This is a genomic window from Nitrobacter sp. JJSN, from assembly GCF_051912485.1.
In the GTDB taxonomy this organism is placed as follows: Bacteria; Pseudomonadota; Alphaproteobacteria; order Rhizobiales; family Xanthobacteraceae; genus Nitrobacter.
On sequence record NZ_CP196822.1, the window covers coordinates 901,460 to 917,533 of the forward strand.

The following is a 16,074-nucleotide window of genomic DNA, read 5'->3' on the forward strand; positions in this document are numbered from 1 at the left end:
TGGCTCGTGACTTCCGAACATTCGACCCGCGCGGCCATCATCGCAGAGGCCCGCGGCTGGATCGGCACGCCCTATCGCCATCAGGCCTCGCTGAGGGGTGTCGGTTGCGACTGTCTTGGCCTCGTGCGCGGCGTTTGGCGCAACTGCATCGGGGATGAGCCGGAAGCGCTGCCGCCCTATGCACCAGACTGGGCCGAAGCAAGAAGCGACGAGACGCTGGCTGCGGCGGCGCTGCGTCATCTCGTTCCGGTCGCGCGCGACGACTTCGGGCCGGGCGACGTGCTGCTGTTCCGCTGGCGGGACGGGTTCGTCGCCAAGCATGTCGCGATCGCATCGAGCGAACGCACCATGATTCATGCGCACGACGGCGCAGCCGTCTGCGAGATCGCGCTTGCGCCGTGGTGGCGGCGGCGGCTGGCTTACGCATTTCGTTTTCCGGGAGTTTTGGCCTGATGGCAGCGCTCGTTCTTTCCGTCGCTGGAGGCGCCGCGGGCGCGCTGTTCGGCCCGGCCGGCGCGATCGCGGGCCGCATCGCCGGGGCGCTGGTCGGCAACGTCATCGACCGCAAGGTGTTCGGCCCCGGCAATCAGAATGTGGTCGGGCCGCGTCTCGCCGATCTCGACGTGATGGCCTCGACCGAAGGCTCGCCGATTCCGCGTGTGTACGGCCGCGCGCGGTTGTCCGGCCAGGTGATTTGGGCAACCCACCTCGAGGAGGTCGTCAACAGCGAAACCTCGTCGTCCGGCGGCAAGGGCGGGCTGTTCAGCGGCCCGACCACGACAACGACCACTTACAGCTATTTCGCCAACTTTGCGGTTGGCCTTTGCGAAGGCGTCATCGGACGGGTCGGTCGGATCTGGGCCGATGGCAGCCCGCTGGACGTCTCGGGTCTGACGTTCCGCGTTCATCGCGGCACCGAAGACCAGTCGCCTGACGATCTGATCGTTGCGAAGGAAGGCGCCGGCAACGCGCCGGCCTATCGCGGGCTCGCCTATGTTGTGTTCGAGCGGCTGCCGCTCGCAAATTTCGGCAATCGCATTCCGCAGCTCTCGTTCGAGATCATCCGCCCCATCGGCAAGCTCGAGCAGATGGCGCGCGCGGTGACGCTCATTCCCGGCACCACAGAATTCGGCTACGAGCCGTCAACTGTCGTTCAGCTTCTCGGTCCTGGACAATCTGCGCCGGAAAACCGCCACGTGCCGAATGCCGCGTCCGATGTGATCGCGGCGCTCGACGATCTGCAGGGTGTGTGTCCGAATCTCGAACGTGTGGCGGTTGTCGTTGCATGGTTTGGCTCCGACCTTCGCGCCGGAAGCTGCGTGGTTCGTCCAGGCGTCGACAGCGCGAGCAAAGTCACCAGCGGCGGCGACTGGTCGGTGGCCGGCGTGACGCGGGCGGGCGCCTACGTCGTATCGCAGGTCGATGGCCGTCCTGCGTTCGGCGGCACGCCGTCAGACGACAGCGTGGTGCATCTGATCGCGGAGCTGAAGGCGCGCGGCCTCAAAGTCACGTTTTATCCCTTCATCATGATGGATATTCCTGGTGGTAACGGTCTGAGCGATCCATGGAGCGACGCCTCTTCGCAGCCGGCCTATCCCTGGCGCGGCCGCATCACCTGCGATCCCGCGCCGGGGCGGGCGGGTTCGCCGCAGGGCACCGCAGCGGCGGCGACACAGGTCAGCAACTTTTTTACCGGCGGGAGCTGGAATTATCGCGGCATGATCCTGCACTACGCCAGCCTTGTCGCTTCCATTGGCGTCGATGCCTTCATGATCGGATCGGAATTGCGGTCGCTGACGCGCGTGCGCTCCGGTAGCGGCGTCTATCCCGCCGTCGCTGCGCTGGTGACGCTTGCGACGGATTTGAAAGCCATCGTTGGCCCGTCGACGATCGTGACCTACGGCGCGGACTGGACCGAATACGGCGCTGATGTGGTGACGCCGAATGCGTCTGAAGTTCGCTTTCCGCTCGATCCGCTGTGGGCGTGTAGCGCGATCGATGCCGTCGGCATCGATTACTATGCGCCGCTGGCCGACTGGCGCGACGAAGCCGGGCATCTCGACTCAAGCATTGCTGTATCGACCTATGACGTCGGCTATCTCGCGGGCAACATCTCGGGCGGCGAGGGGTTCGACTGGTACTACACAGATGACGCAGCGCGCGCCGCGCAGAACCGCACTGACATCACCGACGGTCTCGGCAAGCCGTGGACCTTCCGCGTCAAGGACATCAAGTCGTGGTGGTCGTCGGCGCATTACGAGCGCGTCGGTGGCGCTGAACTCGTCAGCCCCACCGCGTGGTCGCCGCGAAGCAAGCCGGTATGGTTCACCGAGGTCGGCTGCCCGGCGGTGGACAAGGGCGCCAACCAGCCGAGCGTGTTTCCCGATCCCAAATCGTCGGAGAACCACCTGCCGTATTTCTCAGGCGGCAGTCGCGACGATCTGATCCAGCGTCGCTATCTGCAGGCCTTTCTCGGCAAATTGGATCCCTCGTTCGGCGCCGCGGACGCGGATAATCCGGTCTCCCCGGTCTATGGCGGGCGCATGATCGATCCGTCCACGATCCATTTGTGGACCTGGGATGCGCGGCCCTATCCGGCGTTTCCGGCCGCGACCGAGGTCTGGAGCGATGGACCGAACTGGCAGACCGGACACTGGCTCACCGGGCGGCTCGGCACCGCGCCGATGGATGCGCTGGTGCGGGCGCTGCTCGCCGATTGCGGCGTCACCGATGCCGACACGTCGGCGCTGCGCGAAAGCTGCGACGGCTATGTGATCGACCGGCCGATGGCGCCGCGCGCCATGATCGAACCGCTCGCCGGCGCCTACGCCTTCGATGCGACCGCCGCCGACGGAACGCTGCGCTTCGTTTCGCGCGGCGGCGCGCCGGTCGCCGAATTCGTCGAGGACGATCTGGTGCTGCCGGACGATGGCGCGGTGGCGCAGTTGACGCGCGCGCAGGAAACCGAACTGCCGCGCGAGGCCAGTTTCGGTTTTACCGACGGCACGGTCGACTACCGGCGTGCTGCGGTGACGTCGCGCCGGCTGGCGGGTGGTTCGAACCGCAGCGTTCACTCCGATCTCGCGGTGGTCAGCGACGACGCTGCGATAGCGCGTCGAGCCGAGGTCTGGTTGCAGGACCTGTGGGCCGGCCGCGAAAGCGCGGCATTCTCGCTTGGTCCGCAATGCCTGTCGCTGACGCCGGGTGACGTGATCGCGGTAACGATCAACGCGCGGCGGCGGCTGTTCGAGATCGACGCGACGGTTGACGCCGAAGCGCGCCAGGTCACAGCGCGTAGCATCGATCCCGAGGTGTTTTCGGTGCCGCTACTGACGCCGCGGCAAACGAGGCCGGCGATACCGGCAGCGCTCGGGCCGGTGCAAGTGGAGGTGCTCGATCTGCCGACGATCGATTCCTCGCAGCCGCCGATCCTGACGCGGCTCGCTGTCTTCGCTAGTCCCTGGCCGACGTCGGTGACGGTCTGGACGTCGCCGGACGGCGCGAGCTTTCAGCCGGCCGCGGTCATTCCGGCGCCCGCGACATCGGGTGAAACGCTTGACCCGCTACCGGCAGGGCCTTCCGGGCGATGGGATCGCGGTAACGTCTTCCGCGTGCGTCTTTATGGCGGCGCGATGACGTCGCTATCCGATGCCCGTGTGCTCGGGGGCGCCAATGCGGCGGCAGTGCAGAACCCGGACGGGGATTGGGAGATCTTGCAGTTCGCCAACGCGGAACTGGTGGACAGCGGCACTTATAGAGTATCGGGTTTGCTGCGCGGGCAGGCCGGCAGCGAATACGCCATCGCCGATGTGTTGCCGGCGGGCGCACCGTTCGTTCTGCTGGATACGCATCTTGTGCCGCTGGCGCGAGGATTGAATGCGCTGGATCGTCCGATCCTGGTGCGGCTCGCGGCCGCCGGGCGCAACCATGACGATCCGACCGCGGTTGCGCTGACGGTGACGCCGCAGGCGACTGCGCTGCTGCCGTTGTCGCCGGTGCACGTCAAGGCGTCGCGCGAGAGCAGCGGCGTTCGCATCTCATGGATTCGCAGGACGCGCATCGATGGCGACGGCTGGGGCGTCGAGGTCCCGCTCGGTGAGGACATCGAGGCCTACACGCTCGACATTTTCTCTGGTGGTTCGATCGTGCGCAGCATCGCGTGCAACGCATCTGAGGCGCTTTACGCCAACGCCGACGAGCTTGCGGATTTCGGCGCGCCGCGGAGCAGCCTGCACCTTCGCGTTTCGCAAATGTCCGCCACTGTCGGTGCAGGACATCCCACTGAGCTTACTCTCACCCTCTGAGTTGACATGACAGACACACCGAATCTCGGGCTGCCGTATATCGACGGCAGCCAGGCACAGAAGCACGTTACCCATAACGAGGCGCTGCGCATTCTCGACGCGACGATTCAGATCGGCGTGCTCGATCTGACGCTTACCGCTCCACCCTCCAGTCCGGCGGAGGGTGAACGACATGTGGTCGCAAGCGGCGCGACCGGCGCGTGGGGCGGGCAGGATAATACAATCGCGAGCTGGCAGGACGGCGCCTGGGCTTTCCTCGCGCCGAAGACCGGATGGTGCATCTGGTCGGTGGCGGACAGCAGCCTGTTCGTGTTCGACGGCGCGGCATGGCAGAGCGCGGGCGGTCCGTCGGCGCTCGATAACCTGGCGCATCTCGGCGTCAACACCGCCGCGAGCAGTCCCAATCTCCTGAGCATCCAATCGAATGCCGCGCTGTTTGCCGCCATCGACGCTGCCGACGGCGGCACCGGCGACATGAGGCTGCAGGTCTCGAAGGAAAGCTCCACTAACACGGCGTCGATCTTCTTTTCCGACAATTTCTCAGGCCGCGCGGAGTTCGGCCTGGTCGGCGCCGATACCTTCAAGCTCAAGGTATCGTCGGATGGATCAACGTGGACCGAGGCGTTCAATATCGATCAGGCCAGCGGCAACCTGACGCTGCCGCGCTCGCTGTCGCTGACCGGCGTTATTGCACCCGCACAGATCACGGCCGATCAGAACGACTACAATCCTGCGGGGCTTGCGGCGGCGTCGGTGCTGCAAATCAGTTCGAACGCCGCGCGCAACGTGTCCGGCCTTGCAGGCGGTGCCGAGGGGCGTTGCCTCACCGTCATCAATGTCGGAAGCCAGCCCGTGACGCTGCTGAACGAAAACGCATCGTCGTCGGCATCGAACCGCCTAACGCTCGGCGCTGATCTGACGATTTCGGCGAAGCAGGCCGCGATCCTGCGCTATGACGGCACCGCGGCGCGCTGGCAGGCGATTGCGGGCGCCGGAACGGCGATCGGCAAGGCCATTCTCGGTGCGAGCGATGCATCCGCGGCGCGTGCCGCGCTGGAGCTCGAGACCGCCGTCGACGGAGAGGTGACCCGGCAGAATATCCTGCTGAACCGAATCTATCAGGCGAAGCTGTTTGGCGGTTACCGGCGCGTCATCAACGCCTTCGCCGACGGCTATAAGGCTAGCGATGGTATCGCTGCCGGCTCTTCATCGAACTACACCATCGACACAACGAATGGTCTCGTAAAGCCGACTATCCCCAACGCGACTTCATCTGCGAACCCAACCCAGAGCCTGGCAAACGGCGGGCTGACGATGATTGATCGCGGATGGTCGATCGCCAACGGTGCCACGGTCAAATCAATCGGTCTGTATCTGACCAGCGCAAAGACCGTGACGGTAAAAATCGCGCAGCGTGTATCAGCGGGATCGTACAACATCGTTGTGAGCCAGTCGTTTAGCCATCCGGGCGGTGGATGGGCGGATTGCGTCCTTTCGAGTCCCTATTCCGTCCTCGGCAGCGGTTCATATTACGCCGCTGCATGGACCCCGACCGGAAGTGTCGATAGCTCGGCCAATGGCGCAACTCGCTCCTATGTGAGCGGCGATGTGACGAGCAGCAGCGTTGCCATGACTGAAGACGCCGGTCAGACCACACTCGGATTGCGGGCGCTCTATGCATCGAGCAACATGACCGTTGTAACGACCGCTCAAACGGCCGATTCGTCGGTCTCGAATGGGTGCGTGCTGCTGGAATATGACGCCAGTGCAAGCCCGACGCTAAACACGGATCTGACGGTTGAGGTGACCTGTGATGGCGGCTCGCATTGGACATCCGCCGCTCTATCGGGCGTCAGCGCACATAGTCAGAGCGGTCGCGCGGTCGCTGAAACCGTCGATCAGTCCTGCACGGCAGGTACATCGTTTGCGGCGAGGATCAAGACGCTGACGAACAAGAATATCCCGATTTACGGCACGTCTTTGACGGTTCACTAGAAATCATTTCCAAAGGACCACTCCAATGCCCAACGCAGTCCCGACCGCGCGAGAACCCGCGTCGATTCGATACAAGAATCCGGGCGCGATGTGGGGCGGAAAGCACGCCGATAAATGGGGAGCGGTCAACGACATCGTCCTGAAGGACGGACAGGCCAATCACATCGCGGTGTTTTCTGATGTCGTGCACGGCGCGGCCGCTCAGTTCGCGCTGTGGAAGGCCGGCTATTGCGACATGACGCTGGCGGCCGCGATCAAGAAGTGGTCGGGACATAACTCGTCGGTCGCCTACATGGCTTTTCTCGGCGAGCACGTCGGCGTGACGGCGCAAACCCGAATCACGCCGGCGCTGCTCGCATCCCCGAAGGGCCTCGCGCTCATGAAAGCGCAAGCACAATGGGAGGCGGGCAAGCCGTATCCCATGACGGATGCTGAATGGCGGCAAGCGCAGGCCATGGTTTTTCCCGTCGCCTGACGGCACTCAGGCAAATCGCAACATCACTGGAGACAAGACATGACATCGGATTCGGTGTGGCAGGTCGTGCGCTACCTGCTGATCGCGGCCGGAAGTTTCGCTACCGGCAAGGGCTGGGTCACCTCCGATCAGGTGACCGGCATCATCGGCGCCATCGGCACGATCTTCACCGTCGCATGGGGCATCTATGTGAAGTTCGGCACGCGCGCGACAACCGTGGACACAGCGGCGCGGACCGATGTGCCCGTGATCAGCGCCGCGACCGGCGCGGTCAGGTAATTCCACCAACAACAGGAGTTCTCATGCGAAAGCTTGTCGCCGCGATAGCGGTCGTCTCCGGTCTGGCGCTCGCCGGTTGCCAGACCGTCGCGTTGCCGTCGCTGAATCTGAACACGGCCGTTGCGCTCAATACGGTCTACGGCATCGAAAACGCCTATGGTGTCGCGGTGAACGCCGCCAACGCCTACAAGGCGTTGCCGCTTTGCCGGACCGGCACAGTGCCCGGCGCAGCCAACATCTGCGCGAGGCGATCGGTGATCGAAAGGCTGCAGGCGGCGATGCGCAAGGCGCGTCTTGCCGTCAACAATCTGGTCGCGCTGCAGAAGACCTATCCGTCCGTCGATATCACCAACGCGCTCTCGGCGGCGCAGTCGGCGCTGATCGTCGTTCAGCAAATCCTCGCATCCGGAGCATAGTCACATGGTTACCGCAGCAGAAATCGAGGCCGGCCTCGCGGCCGCTGAAGCTATCGTCAGCGCCATCGTCAAGGTCGCGCCCGCGATCGAGCAGGGTGTGGTCTCGTCGATCCCCTACGTTCAGGCCATCGCCGGCCTGATCGGCGGCAGCAACGCCACGTCTGATGAGATCGATGCGGTGCTGGCCCAAATCAACGCGGCGGCCGATGAGTTTTTGAGCCCGCTACCGCCGGACGACGGCTCGACCACAACCTGACGCCGCGAGGGGCAGATGCCGGGACTGCCCCGAAGCGGTGCGTCCGCAGCACGGAAATATGACATAAGCGGGCATTTCACGTTCATTTGCCATTCACGCGGCGGCGGTTCATCTTGGCGGTACCGAAGCTGGAACTGGAATCAGCGGAGCCCGCCTTGCGCCTTCTCGTCGTCGAAGACGATCCCGATCTCAACCGACAGCTCACGACGGCGCTGACCGATGCCGGCTACGTTGTCGATCGCGCGTTCGATGGTGAGGAGGGGCACTTCCTCGGCGACAGCGAGCCCTACGACGCCGTCGTGCTGGATATTGGCCTACCGAAGATGGATGGCATTTCGGTGCTGGAGGCATGGCGGCGTCAGGGGCGCACCATGCCGGTGCTGATCCTCACCGCGCGCGACCGCTGGAGCGACAAGGTGCAGGGATTCGACGCCGGCGCCGACGATTATGTCGCAAAGCCCTTCCATCTCGAGGAAGTCCTGGCGCGGATTCGCGCGCTGCTGCGCCGGAGCACCGGCCATGCGCAGTCCGAACTGACCTGCGGGCCGGTAACGCTGGACACCCGCACCGGCCGGGTCAGCGTCAGCGGCAACCCGATCAAGATGACCTCACATGAATACCGGCTGCTGGCCTATCTCATGCATCATACCGGACGTGTGGTCTCACGCACCGAACTGGTCGAGCATCTCTACGATCAGGATTTCGATCGCGACTCCAACACCATTGAAGTCTTTGTCGGCCGCATCCGCAAGAAGCTGGACGTCGATATCATCCAGACAGTTCGCGGGCTCGGCTACCTGCTGACACCGCCGTCAGATGCGCGCTAGGGAATTTCTGGCCCGGCGCTCGAATTCGCTCGCAACGCGGCTGTTTCTGTCCGCGACCGCCTGGGTGGTGGTCGTTCTGCTCATCACCGGCGTTGTGCTGTCGTCGGTCTATAGGTCGGCGTCCGAGCGCGCCTTCGACCGCCGCCTCAATCTTTATCTTCGAACCCTGATCGCCGAAGTGGCGACGCCGGACGAGCCGGCCGATCGTCAGTTCCAGTCGCTCGGCGAGCCGCTGTTCGATCTGCCGCTGTCGGGCTGGTACTGGGAGATCGTCCGCACCGATCCGGACAAGAAAGAGATCCGCGCGTCTCGCTCGCTGTGGGACAAGAAGCTGCCGAATCTGGAGGATCAAGGCATTGAGCTCTCCTCGTCGGGGGTCCGCGTCGGATATATCGATGGCCCCGAGGGCCAGATCCTGCGCATGGCGGAGCGGCCGGTCGATCTCGGCGCCGACGGGAAATTCCGCGTCACGGTGGCCGGAGACGCCACCGAGATTTTCGATGAAACGCGGAGCTTCGACTATTACCTCGGCGGCACATTTGCCGCACTCACGATCGGGTTGCTGCTGACCACGATCTTTCAGGTACGGTTCGGTCTCGCGCCGCTGAAGCGTATTTCAGACGCCATCGCCGATATCAGGTCCGGCCGCGCCGAACGGCTCCAGGGCGAATTTCCAGTCGAGATCGCGCCGCTTGCCCGCGAGACCAATGCGCTGATCGATGCCAACCGCGAGATCGTCGAGCGCGCGCGCACCCATGTCGGCAACCTCGCACACGCAGTCAAGACGCCGCTCTCGGTCATTGTCAACGAAGCCAATGCGCATCAATGCGACCCGTTTGCCGCGAAGGTGCTCGAACAGGCCGAGGTGATGCGCAATCAGGTCGCCCATCATCTGGAGCGCGCCCGAATCGCGGCGCGGCTCACCGTTATTGCGACGGTGACCGATGTCGCTCCCGTCATCGAGGCGCTGCGCCGGACCATGGAGAAGATTCACCGCGACCGCCGCGTCGCCATCGACGTTGATGCCAGCGCTGCGGGGAAATTTCGCGGCGAGCAGCAGGATCTCGAGGAAATGGCCGGTAATCTTCTCGACAATGCCTGCAAATGGGCGCGGTCGCGGGTGTTCATCAAGGCCTCCGTCCGTCCGCCTTCCGCCGCCGAGCCGGCGATGCTGCGCATCATTGTTGACGACGATGGGCGGGGATTGTCGGACGACGAGCGGATGCAGGCCTCGCAGCGCGGCCGCCGCCTCGATGAGACCAAGCCAGGATCAGGACTAGGGCTGTCGATCGTCACCGATCTTGCCGCGCTTTATGGCGGCAGCCTGACGCTCAGTTCCTCACCAAATGGCGGCCTGCGGGCCGAACTGGTGCTGCCGGCAGCCTGAAGCGCGCCCCAAAGGTCCGATTCTAACGTTTGCATCCCGTAGCGGCAGGGCTGCCCGCACCGCCGCAGTCCTGCCCGAATTGCCCGCTCCTGTGCCACGGGATGCAAATCTTCCCGGCGGGAGGGCGCCGGAGGGGGTTCATGAGCAAGACGAATATGCTTTTGATTGTCGCGGTGGCTCTCGCCCTCGTCGGTTGCGACGTGACGAGTTCCGGCGGCCCCGACGGTCCGGGCCTGCTGACCGGGGCATTTTCCGGTCGGACGGAAAGGGTCGGCGATTCGGCGCGCGAGCGTGCAGCGGCGACGACCACGGCGGCGCTCGGCGGACTGATCGGACCGAAACTCGGCTCGGCCCTGGATGATGATGACCGCCGGCTGGCCTATCAGGCCCAGATGGATGCCCTTGAACGTGGCGCACCCGGCGCGCCGATTGCCTGGCGCACCCCGGATTCCGGCCGCCATGGCAATATCGTCGCTGGCCCCGAATATGAGCTGAAGGGTGCGACATGCCGCGGCTACTCCCACACCGTCACGATCGGCGGTCAACTCGAAACCGTGCGCAAAACCGCCTGCCGGAAAGGCGAAGGCAAATGGGCCGCGGTGGGCTGATCCGGCAGCGGCGAGGCCGTATCAAAAGCCGGCCCTATCCTTATGTTTGAGCACGCTCTTTTTACGCCAGGGACTGGTGTACGTCGCCAGAGCCTTTCCGCTTCTGATGGAATCAGAAGCGGGGGCTCTATAGTTTTGATTTGACGTGTTTTCTTCACGTGCACCGGAAGCCTCAAGCAAGCTATGGGCTTCCTCAACGCATCCTTAAGACCGCTCCTGTTATGACATGCCACGGGCCTTCCGGTGCCCGCGCGATCGTTCGCGTCAAGATTTGTATGCATGGACCAGGCCTCGCTCGAACGGCTGAAAAATTATCTCGCGCAGCTCCCGCCGAAGTCGCAGGCGCTGCTGATGCGGGAGTTCGAGCGCGCCGTCGAGCGCGATGAAGACGCCGCGGTCGCCAACTTCGTACTTGAGGAGTTGCGCAGGATCGTTCGCAGATCGGATGACAGTGCGCGGCCGCGGAGCGAGGATCCGGTCCGACATCTGTTCCGCCCGCTGGAACCGTTTCTCGTCGAGGGCGGCTCTGTGCCGCGCCCCGGCCAGATCCGGCGCACCTCGCTCATGCCGGTGTGGCAGTGGCTGGCGCAGGACGGCGCGCCGGATGCGGCGCGTGCGTTCGAGGCCGCGCTCGCCGATGGAACTGGGTCTGCGTCGGAGATCGAGGCAGCCGCGCTGACGTTCCAGGCGGCCGCAGCAGTCGCCATTCAGCGGATCACTGTCGATAGCTCCGGGACCGATCGCCAGCGGGCGCTGGGCCGCATCGGCGCCCCCAGTGTCGTTGAAGATTTTGCCGGGATCGGAGCGGTTCTGAACGCCCGCGAGGCCCTCGATACCCTCAATGGCCGGCTGCCCAGTTTTATGCGCGTCTTCGGGGAATCGCAGATCAAGGCTCTGATGCCCGCGCTCAATGTTCCGTCCTTGCAAACCCCGCTTGCCGTGCCGTTCGCGCTGACGCTGGTGATGCAGCGGCTATCCGCGTCGTGGCAGATCATCCGCCTGGCGATCAAGATTGCAAGTTTGGATGACGAGATCCGGGTGGCGGCGACGCCATATGGCGTGGCGGTCACGCTGGTGCTCGACGATTTGTCGCGGACTTCGGCCGCTCTCCGTGCCGACATCCGGAGCGGGCGTTTCGAAAATGTCTCCGAATATTTGAAGACCGTGCACGATGGCGTCCGGGGGCTGCGGACCGAACTCGACATCCGCGCCGATTCAAGCTGGGGCCGCAAGCTAGCGTCGATCAGGGTCGATATTTCCAATGGCCTGCAATCGGAAATCGACGGCGTCCCCGGCCGGGTGCGGCGTCTGCTCCGCCAGCGGCCCGACAAGGATATTCCGCCCGGCGCGAGGATCGACCCGACCGAGGTCGAGGAAACCGCCGCGCTGATCGATTTCGTCGCGGTGTGTCGGACCTACGCGAGCGAACTGGCCATCAACGAAGTCACGATGCGCACCTATTCGGATTTGCAGCAATATGTCGAACGGGCCACCGAAACCCTGGTGGAATCACTCCGCAACGGCGATGAGCGTGCCCGCGCGTTCCGACAGCAGCAGGTCAAGGCGACGATCCGTTTCTGCGAGGTTCTGTTCGGTCATGATTATTCGTCGCTGATGAGCCGGGCGGCCGAGAACGCGCTCGCTGCCGAACCCAAGTCGTCGCGGGCCGGTTAAGCGCGTCAAGCGGGCTTCCGAACTCAAACTTTCACTAAAATCAGAGGGTTGCCGGTGCGCTCCGCCAATTGTGCCGCAATTGTCAATTGCGTCCTCTTTCCAGTCGTGATGTAACCCGGCCATCGGACCGGCCGTTTCCGGCGCCGGGCCATCGGAACCCTGATGAGATGACGTTGTGGTTTGTGTTCGCGCTGATGACCGCTGGAGCGGCCTTTGCGGTGCTGTGGCCGCTCGGTCGTTCGGCCAGGTCGCGGACCCCAGAGGGCAACGAGACCACCGTCTACCGGGATCAACTTGCCGAAGTCGGGCGTGATGCCGCCGCCGGTCTGATCGGCGCACCTGAGGCAGCCGCGGCGCGAGTCGAGATCGGACGACGGCTTCTGGAGGCGGCCGATGCGGAAAGCCATCAGCCGCAAACCTCTAAACTCTGGCTGCGACGCGCGGTGGCAGTCGTCGCGCTAGCTGGGATTCCGCTGCTAGCGCTCGCGATTTACCTGCCACTCGGATCGCCGCAGTTGCCCGATTTCCCGCTCGCGGAGCGCGTTCAATCCGCCGATGCGTCGGAACCGCTCGATCACCTCGTGGCGCAGGTCGAATCGCACCTGGAGAAGAATCCCACAGACGGCCGTGGCTGGACCGTGCTGGCGCCGGTGCTCGCAAAACTCGGTCGCTTCGATGACGCTGCGCGCGCCTATCGCAACGTGATCGCCTACGCGGGTGAAACAGCGGAGCGCCGTGCCGAACTCGGTGCAGCGATTGCCGCGGCCGCGAATGGCATCGTCACCGCCGACGCGAAAAACGAGTTCGAACGGGCGATCGCCTTGAATCCCCAGGAGGCGAAGGCCCGCTTTTTCCTTGGAATGGCTGCGGAACAGGACGGCCGTACCGCCGACGCATTAAAGATATGGCAGGCCCTGCTGGCCGATGCGCCTGCGGACGCGCAGTGGCGCGGCACGGTGCAGGAGGCGCTGGCGCAGGTCGAAGGCAGCGCACCGGGTCCGGCGCAGGACGCGGTGGCCGCGGCGAGCGGCATGAACGAAGCGGACCAGTCCGCGATGATTCACAAAATGGTCGATCGGCTTGCGACCCGCCTGAAGCGGGATGGTAACGACGTCGAGGGATGGCTGCGTCTGGCCCGCGCCTATATGGTGCTCAACGAGCCGGAGAAGTCGCGTACCGTGCGCGACGACGCCCGCCGTGCGCTCGGACAGAATGAAGCAGGTTTGCGCCAGCTCAACGAAGGGCTCAAGGCGCTTGGGATAGATGGATGATGAAGGTGTTCGCTTTCCGCGCAGGTAAAACAGCATGACTCGCAAGCAGCGGCGGTTGACGATGATCGGTGGATCACTCGTGGTGCTCGGAATCGCAGCCGCGCTGGTGCTGAACGCGCTGCGCGACTCCATCGTGTTTTTCTCGACGCCGGTGATGGTGTCGGAACATCACATTCAGCCGGGCCAACGCTTCCGGCTGGGCGGGCTGGTGGTAACGGATTCGCTGGTTCGAGGCGATAATCTCGCGGTCACGTTCAAGGTGTCCGACGGAAGCGCGACGCTTCCGGTTGCCTACAAGGGAATCCTGCCGGATCTGTTCCGCGAGGGGCAGGGCGTGGTCGCCGAGGGCGCGCTCGACGGTTCGGGCGTATTCCGGGCCGACACTGTGCTGGCCAAGCACGACGAGACCTACATGCCGAAGGAAGTCGCGGACGCCTTGAAGAAGCAGGGCCACTGGAAGGATGACTACGGCGAGCAGGCTTCGGGCAAGCCGGGTGAGCAGGCCTCCGGCAAGCAGGGGGTGTCGCAATGATCGCGGAAGCCGGACATTATGCGCTGGTGCTGGCACTTGGGCTTGCGCTGATCCAGTCCACGATTCCGATCATCGGCGCGAGACTGCACGACGGCGCGCTGATGAACGTTGCGCGCTCGACCGCGCTTGCGCAACTCCTGTTCGTCGGCGCTTCGTTCCTCGCATTGGTGACGCTGCACGTCGTTTCCGACTTCTCGGTCCTCAACGTGTTCCAGAATTCCCATTCGCTGAAGCCGATGATCTACAAGATCACCGGCGTCTGGGGCAATCACGAAGGCTCCATGCTGTTGTGGGTGACGATCCTCGCGCTGTTCGGCGGGCTGGTCGCCGCGTTCGGCAATAATCTCCCGCTGTCGCTGCGCGCTCATGTGCTGGCGGTACAGGCGTGGATCGCCACCGCATTCTATCTGTTCATCTTGCTGACATCGAATCCGTTCATGCGGATTGCGAGCCCGCCGCTGGAAGGCCGCGATCTCAACCCGGTGCTGCAGGATATCGGGCTCGCGGTGCATCCGCCGATGCTGTATCTCGGCTACGTCGGATTCTCGATCTCGTTCTCCTTCGCCATCGCCGCCTTGATCGAAGGCCGCATTGATGCCGCCTGGGCGCGCTGGGTGCGGCCATGGACGCTGATGGCGTGGATCTTCCTGACGCTCGGAATCGCAATGGGTTCGTACTGGGCCTATTACGAACTCGGCTGGGGCGGCTGGTGGTTCTGGGATCCGGTCGAGAACGCATCGCTGATGCCATGGTTGGCCGGAACGGCGCTGCTGCATTCCTCGGTGGTCATGGAAAAGCGCAACGCGCTCCGGGTATGGACCATCCTGCTCGCGATCCTGACCTTCTCGCTGTCGCTGCTCGGCACGTTCCTGGTACGCTCCGGCGTGCTGACATCGGTCCATGCCTTTGCCACCGATCCGACGCGCGGCATCTTCATCCTGCTGATTCTGTGCACCTTCATCGGCGGCAGCCTGTCCTTGTATATCTGGCGTGCCTCCGCTCTGAAGCAGGGCGGACTGTTCGCGCCGATCTCGCGCGAGGGTGCGCTCGTCCTCAACAATCTGTTCCTGACCACGGCCTGCGCCACCGTCTTCGTCGGCACACTGTATCCGCTGGCGCTTGAGGTCATCACCGGCAACAGGATTTCGGTCGGCGCGCCGTTCTTCAATCTGACGTTTGCTCCCTTGTTTGTCCCGCTGCTGATCGCGGTGCCGTTCGGTCCGCTGCTGGCGTGGAAGCGCGGTGATCTGGTCGGCGCCTCGCAACGGTTGATAGCCGCGGGGATCGGCAGCGTGATTGCGGTGGCCGTGCTATGGGCATGGACGCGCGGCGGCAGTACCTTCGCACCGCTGGCGATCGGCCTTGCCGCGTTCGTGATTCTCGGCGCGCTGAGCGATCTCGCCGAACGCATCAATCTGTTTCGTGCGTCGCTTCCGGTGTCGTTTCGCCGCGCCAAGGGATTGCCGCGCTCGGCCTGGGGCACGGTCTTCGCCCATGCCGGTCTCGGCGTGGCACTGATCGGCATCGTCTGTGAAACCACCTGGAATACCGAATTCATCGCCTCCATGAAGCCGAACGACGTGGCGCGGGTCGGTGGTTACAGCCTGACCTTCGAGGGCACGTCGCAGCGACAACAATCCAACTATCGCGAGCAGACTGCGCGCTTCGCCGTGAGCCGGAACGGGCAGCCGATCGCGGTGATGACGCCGTCGAAGCGCAACTTTACCACGCGCGCGGCGTCGACCACGGAAGCTGCGCTGCTGACGCGGGGCGTGAGCCAGCTCTACATCTCGCTCGGCGATACCGCCGACAATGGCTCGGTCGCAGTGCGCATCTACCACAAGCCGATGGTGCTGTTGATCTGGTTCGGGCCGGTTCTGATGGCCTTTGGTGGCGTGCTGTCGCTGTCCGACCGTCGTCTGCGAGTTGGTGCGCCAAAACCTGCGAAGGCTAGCCACGTACTCCAGCCAGCGGAGTGAGACCGATCATGCATGAACTCATGCAAGGATTGTCGTCCGCGCCTTTGCAGGCATGGTTCCGTGCGAGGCGC

Annotated in this window: 14 protein-coding genes; all 14 read left to right on the forward strand. The window is 64.2% G+C overall.

The features are described from left to right. The first annotated feature begins 6 nt into the window (after positions 1-6). Positions 7-453 (forward strand): C40 family peptidase, encoded by a 447-nt coding sequence (locus ACSZOQ_RS04545; protein WP_439924844.1) that lies wholly within the window; start codon positions 7-9, stop codon positions 451-453. Beyond that, positions 453-4,304, forward strand: a complete 3,852-nt coding sequence (locus ACSZOQ_RS04550) for a baseplate multidomain protein megatron (RefSeq protein WP_439924845.1) — start codon at positions 453-455, stop codon at positions 4,302-4,304. Before ACSZOQ_RS04545 ends, ACSZOQ_RS04550 begins: the two co-directional genes overlap by 1 nt. A 6-nt stretch (positions 4,305-4,310) precedes the next feature. Continuing rightward, a complete protein-coding gene (locus ACSZOQ_RS04555) occupies positions 4,311-6,299 on the forward strand; it encodes a DUF2793 domain-containing protein (RefSeq protein ID WP_439924846.1) in 1,989 nt (662 codons plus the stop codon). Between the two features lie 25 nt (positions 6,300-6,324). Further along, positions 6,325-6,774 (forward strand): hypothetical protein, encoded by a 450-nt coding sequence (locus ACSZOQ_RS04560; RefSeq protein WP_439924847.1) that lies wholly within the window; start codon positions 6,325-6,327, stop codon positions 6,772-6,774. Positions 6,775-6,813: 39 nt separating this feature from the next. After that, positions 6,814-7,053, forward strand: a complete 240-nt coding sequence (locus tag ACSZOQ_RS04565; protein ID WP_439924848.1) for a Pam3-gp28 family putative phage holin — start codon at positions 6,814-6,816, stop codon at positions 7,051-7,053. 23 nt (positions 7,054-7,076) lie between these two features. Next, on the forward strand, positions 7,077-7,469 hold the full coding sequence (locus tag ACSZOQ_RS04570; protein ID WP_439924849.1) for a hypothetical protein: 393 nt from the start codon (positions 7,077-7,079) through the stop codon (positions 7,467-7,469). A 4-nt stretch (positions 7,470-7,473) separates the two neighbouring features. Next, positions 7,474-7,725, forward strand: coding sequence for a hypothetical protein (locus ACSZOQ_RS04575; RefSeq protein ID WP_439924850.1), 252 nt, complete (start codon positions 7,474-7,476; stop codon positions 7,723-7,725). Between the two features lie 155 nt (positions 7,726-7,880). Continuing rightward, a complete protein-coding gene (locus ACSZOQ_RS04580) occupies positions 7,881-8,552 on the forward strand; it encodes a response regulator transcription factor (RefSeq protein ID WP_439924851.1) in 672 nt (223 codons plus the stop codon). After that, positions 8,542-9,939 carry an ATP-binding protein gene (locus ACSZOQ_RS04585; protein WP_439924852.1) on the forward strand — a complete coding sequence of 466 codons (1,398 nt, stop codon included), beginning with the start codon at positions 8,542-8,544 and terminating at the stop codon, positions 9,937-9,939. Before ACSZOQ_RS04580 ends, ACSZOQ_RS04585 begins: the two co-directional genes overlap by 11 nt. Before the next feature lie 140 nt (positions 9,940-10,079). Beyond that, positions 10,080-10,547, forward strand: coding sequence for an RT0821/Lpp0805 family surface protein (locus tag ACSZOQ_RS04590; protein WP_439924853.1), 468 nt, complete (start codon positions 10,080-10,082; stop codon positions 10,545-10,547). Positions 10,548-10,826: 279 nt separating this feature from the next. Continuing rightward, positions 10,827-12,221, forward strand: coding sequence for a hypothetical protein (locus ACSZOQ_RS04595; protein WP_439924854.1), 1,395 nt, complete (start codon positions 10,827-10,829; stop codon positions 12,219-12,221). Positions 12,222-12,388: 167 nt separating this feature from the next. Beyond that, a complete protein-coding gene (gene ccmI / locus ACSZOQ_RS04600) occupies positions 12,389-13,492 on the forward strand; it encodes a c-type cytochrome biogenesis protein CcmI (protein ID WP_439924855.1) in 1,104 nt (367 codons plus the stop codon). A 34-nt stretch (positions 13,493-13,526) separates the two neighbouring features. Beyond that, positions 13,527-14,024, forward strand: coding sequence for a cytochrome c maturation protein CcmE (ccmE, locus tag ACSZOQ_RS04605; protein WP_439924856.1), 498 nt, complete (start codon positions 13,527-13,529; stop codon positions 14,022-14,024). Continuing rightward, the gene (locus ACSZOQ_RS04610; protein WP_439924857.1) at positions 14,021-16,003 is read left to right on the forward strand and encodes a heme lyase CcmF/NrfE family subunit; all 1,983 of its coding nucleotides are present in this window, start codon (positions 14,021-14,023) and stop codon (positions 16,001-16,003) included. Before ccmE ends, ACSZOQ_RS04610 begins: the two co-directional genes overlap by 4 nt. Positions 16,004-16,074 lie beyond the last annotated feature (71 nt).

Coding starts and splice junctions, on each gene's coding strand:
- ACSZOQ_RS04550 (WP_439924845.1), top strand. CDS start 453: ATGGCAGCGCTCGTTCTTTCCGTCGCTGGAGGCGCCGCGGGCGCGCTG.
- ACSZOQ_RS04555 (WP_439924846.1), top strand. CDS start 4,311: ATGACAGACACACCGAATCTCGGGCTGCCGTATATCGACGGCAGCCAG.
- ACSZOQ_RS04560 (WP_439924847.1), top strand. CDS start 6,325: ATGCCCAACGCAGTCCCGACCGCGCGAGAACCCGCGTCGATTCGATAC.
- ACSZOQ_RS04565 (WP_439924848.1), top strand. CDS start 6,814: ATGACATCGGATTCGGTGTGGCAGGTCGTGCGCTACCTGCTGATCGCG.
- ACSZOQ_RS04570 (WP_439924849.1), top strand. CDS start 7,077: ATGCGAAAGCTTGTCGCCGCGATAGCGGTCGTCTCCGGTCTGGCGCTC.
- ACSZOQ_RS04575 (WP_439924850.1), top strand. CDS start 7,474: ATGGTTACCGCAGCAGAAATCGAGGCCGGCCTCGCGGCCGCTGAAGCT.
- ACSZOQ_RS04585 (WP_439924852.1), top strand. CDS start 8,542: ATGCGCGCTAGGGAATTTCTGGCCCGGCGCTCGAATTCGCTCGCAACG.
- ACSZOQ_RS04590 (WP_439924853.1), top strand. CDS start 10,080: ATGAGCAAGACGAATATGCTTTTGATTGTCGCGGTGGCTCTCGCCCTC.
- ACSZOQ_RS04595 (WP_439924854.1), top strand. CDS start 10,827: ATGGACCAGGCCTCGCTCGAACGGCTGAAAAATTATCTCGCGCAGCTC.
- ccmI (WP_439924855.1), top strand. CDS start 12,389: ATGACGTTGTGGTTTGTGTTCGCGCTGATGACCGCTGGAGCGGCCTTT.
- ccmE (WP_439924856.1), top strand. CDS start 13,527: ATGACTCGCAAGCAGCGGCGGTTGACGATGATCGGTGGATCACTCGTG.
- ACSZOQ_RS04610 (WP_439924857.1), top strand. CDS start 14,021: ATGATCGCGGAAGCCGGACATTATGCGCTGGTGCTGGCACTTGGGCTT.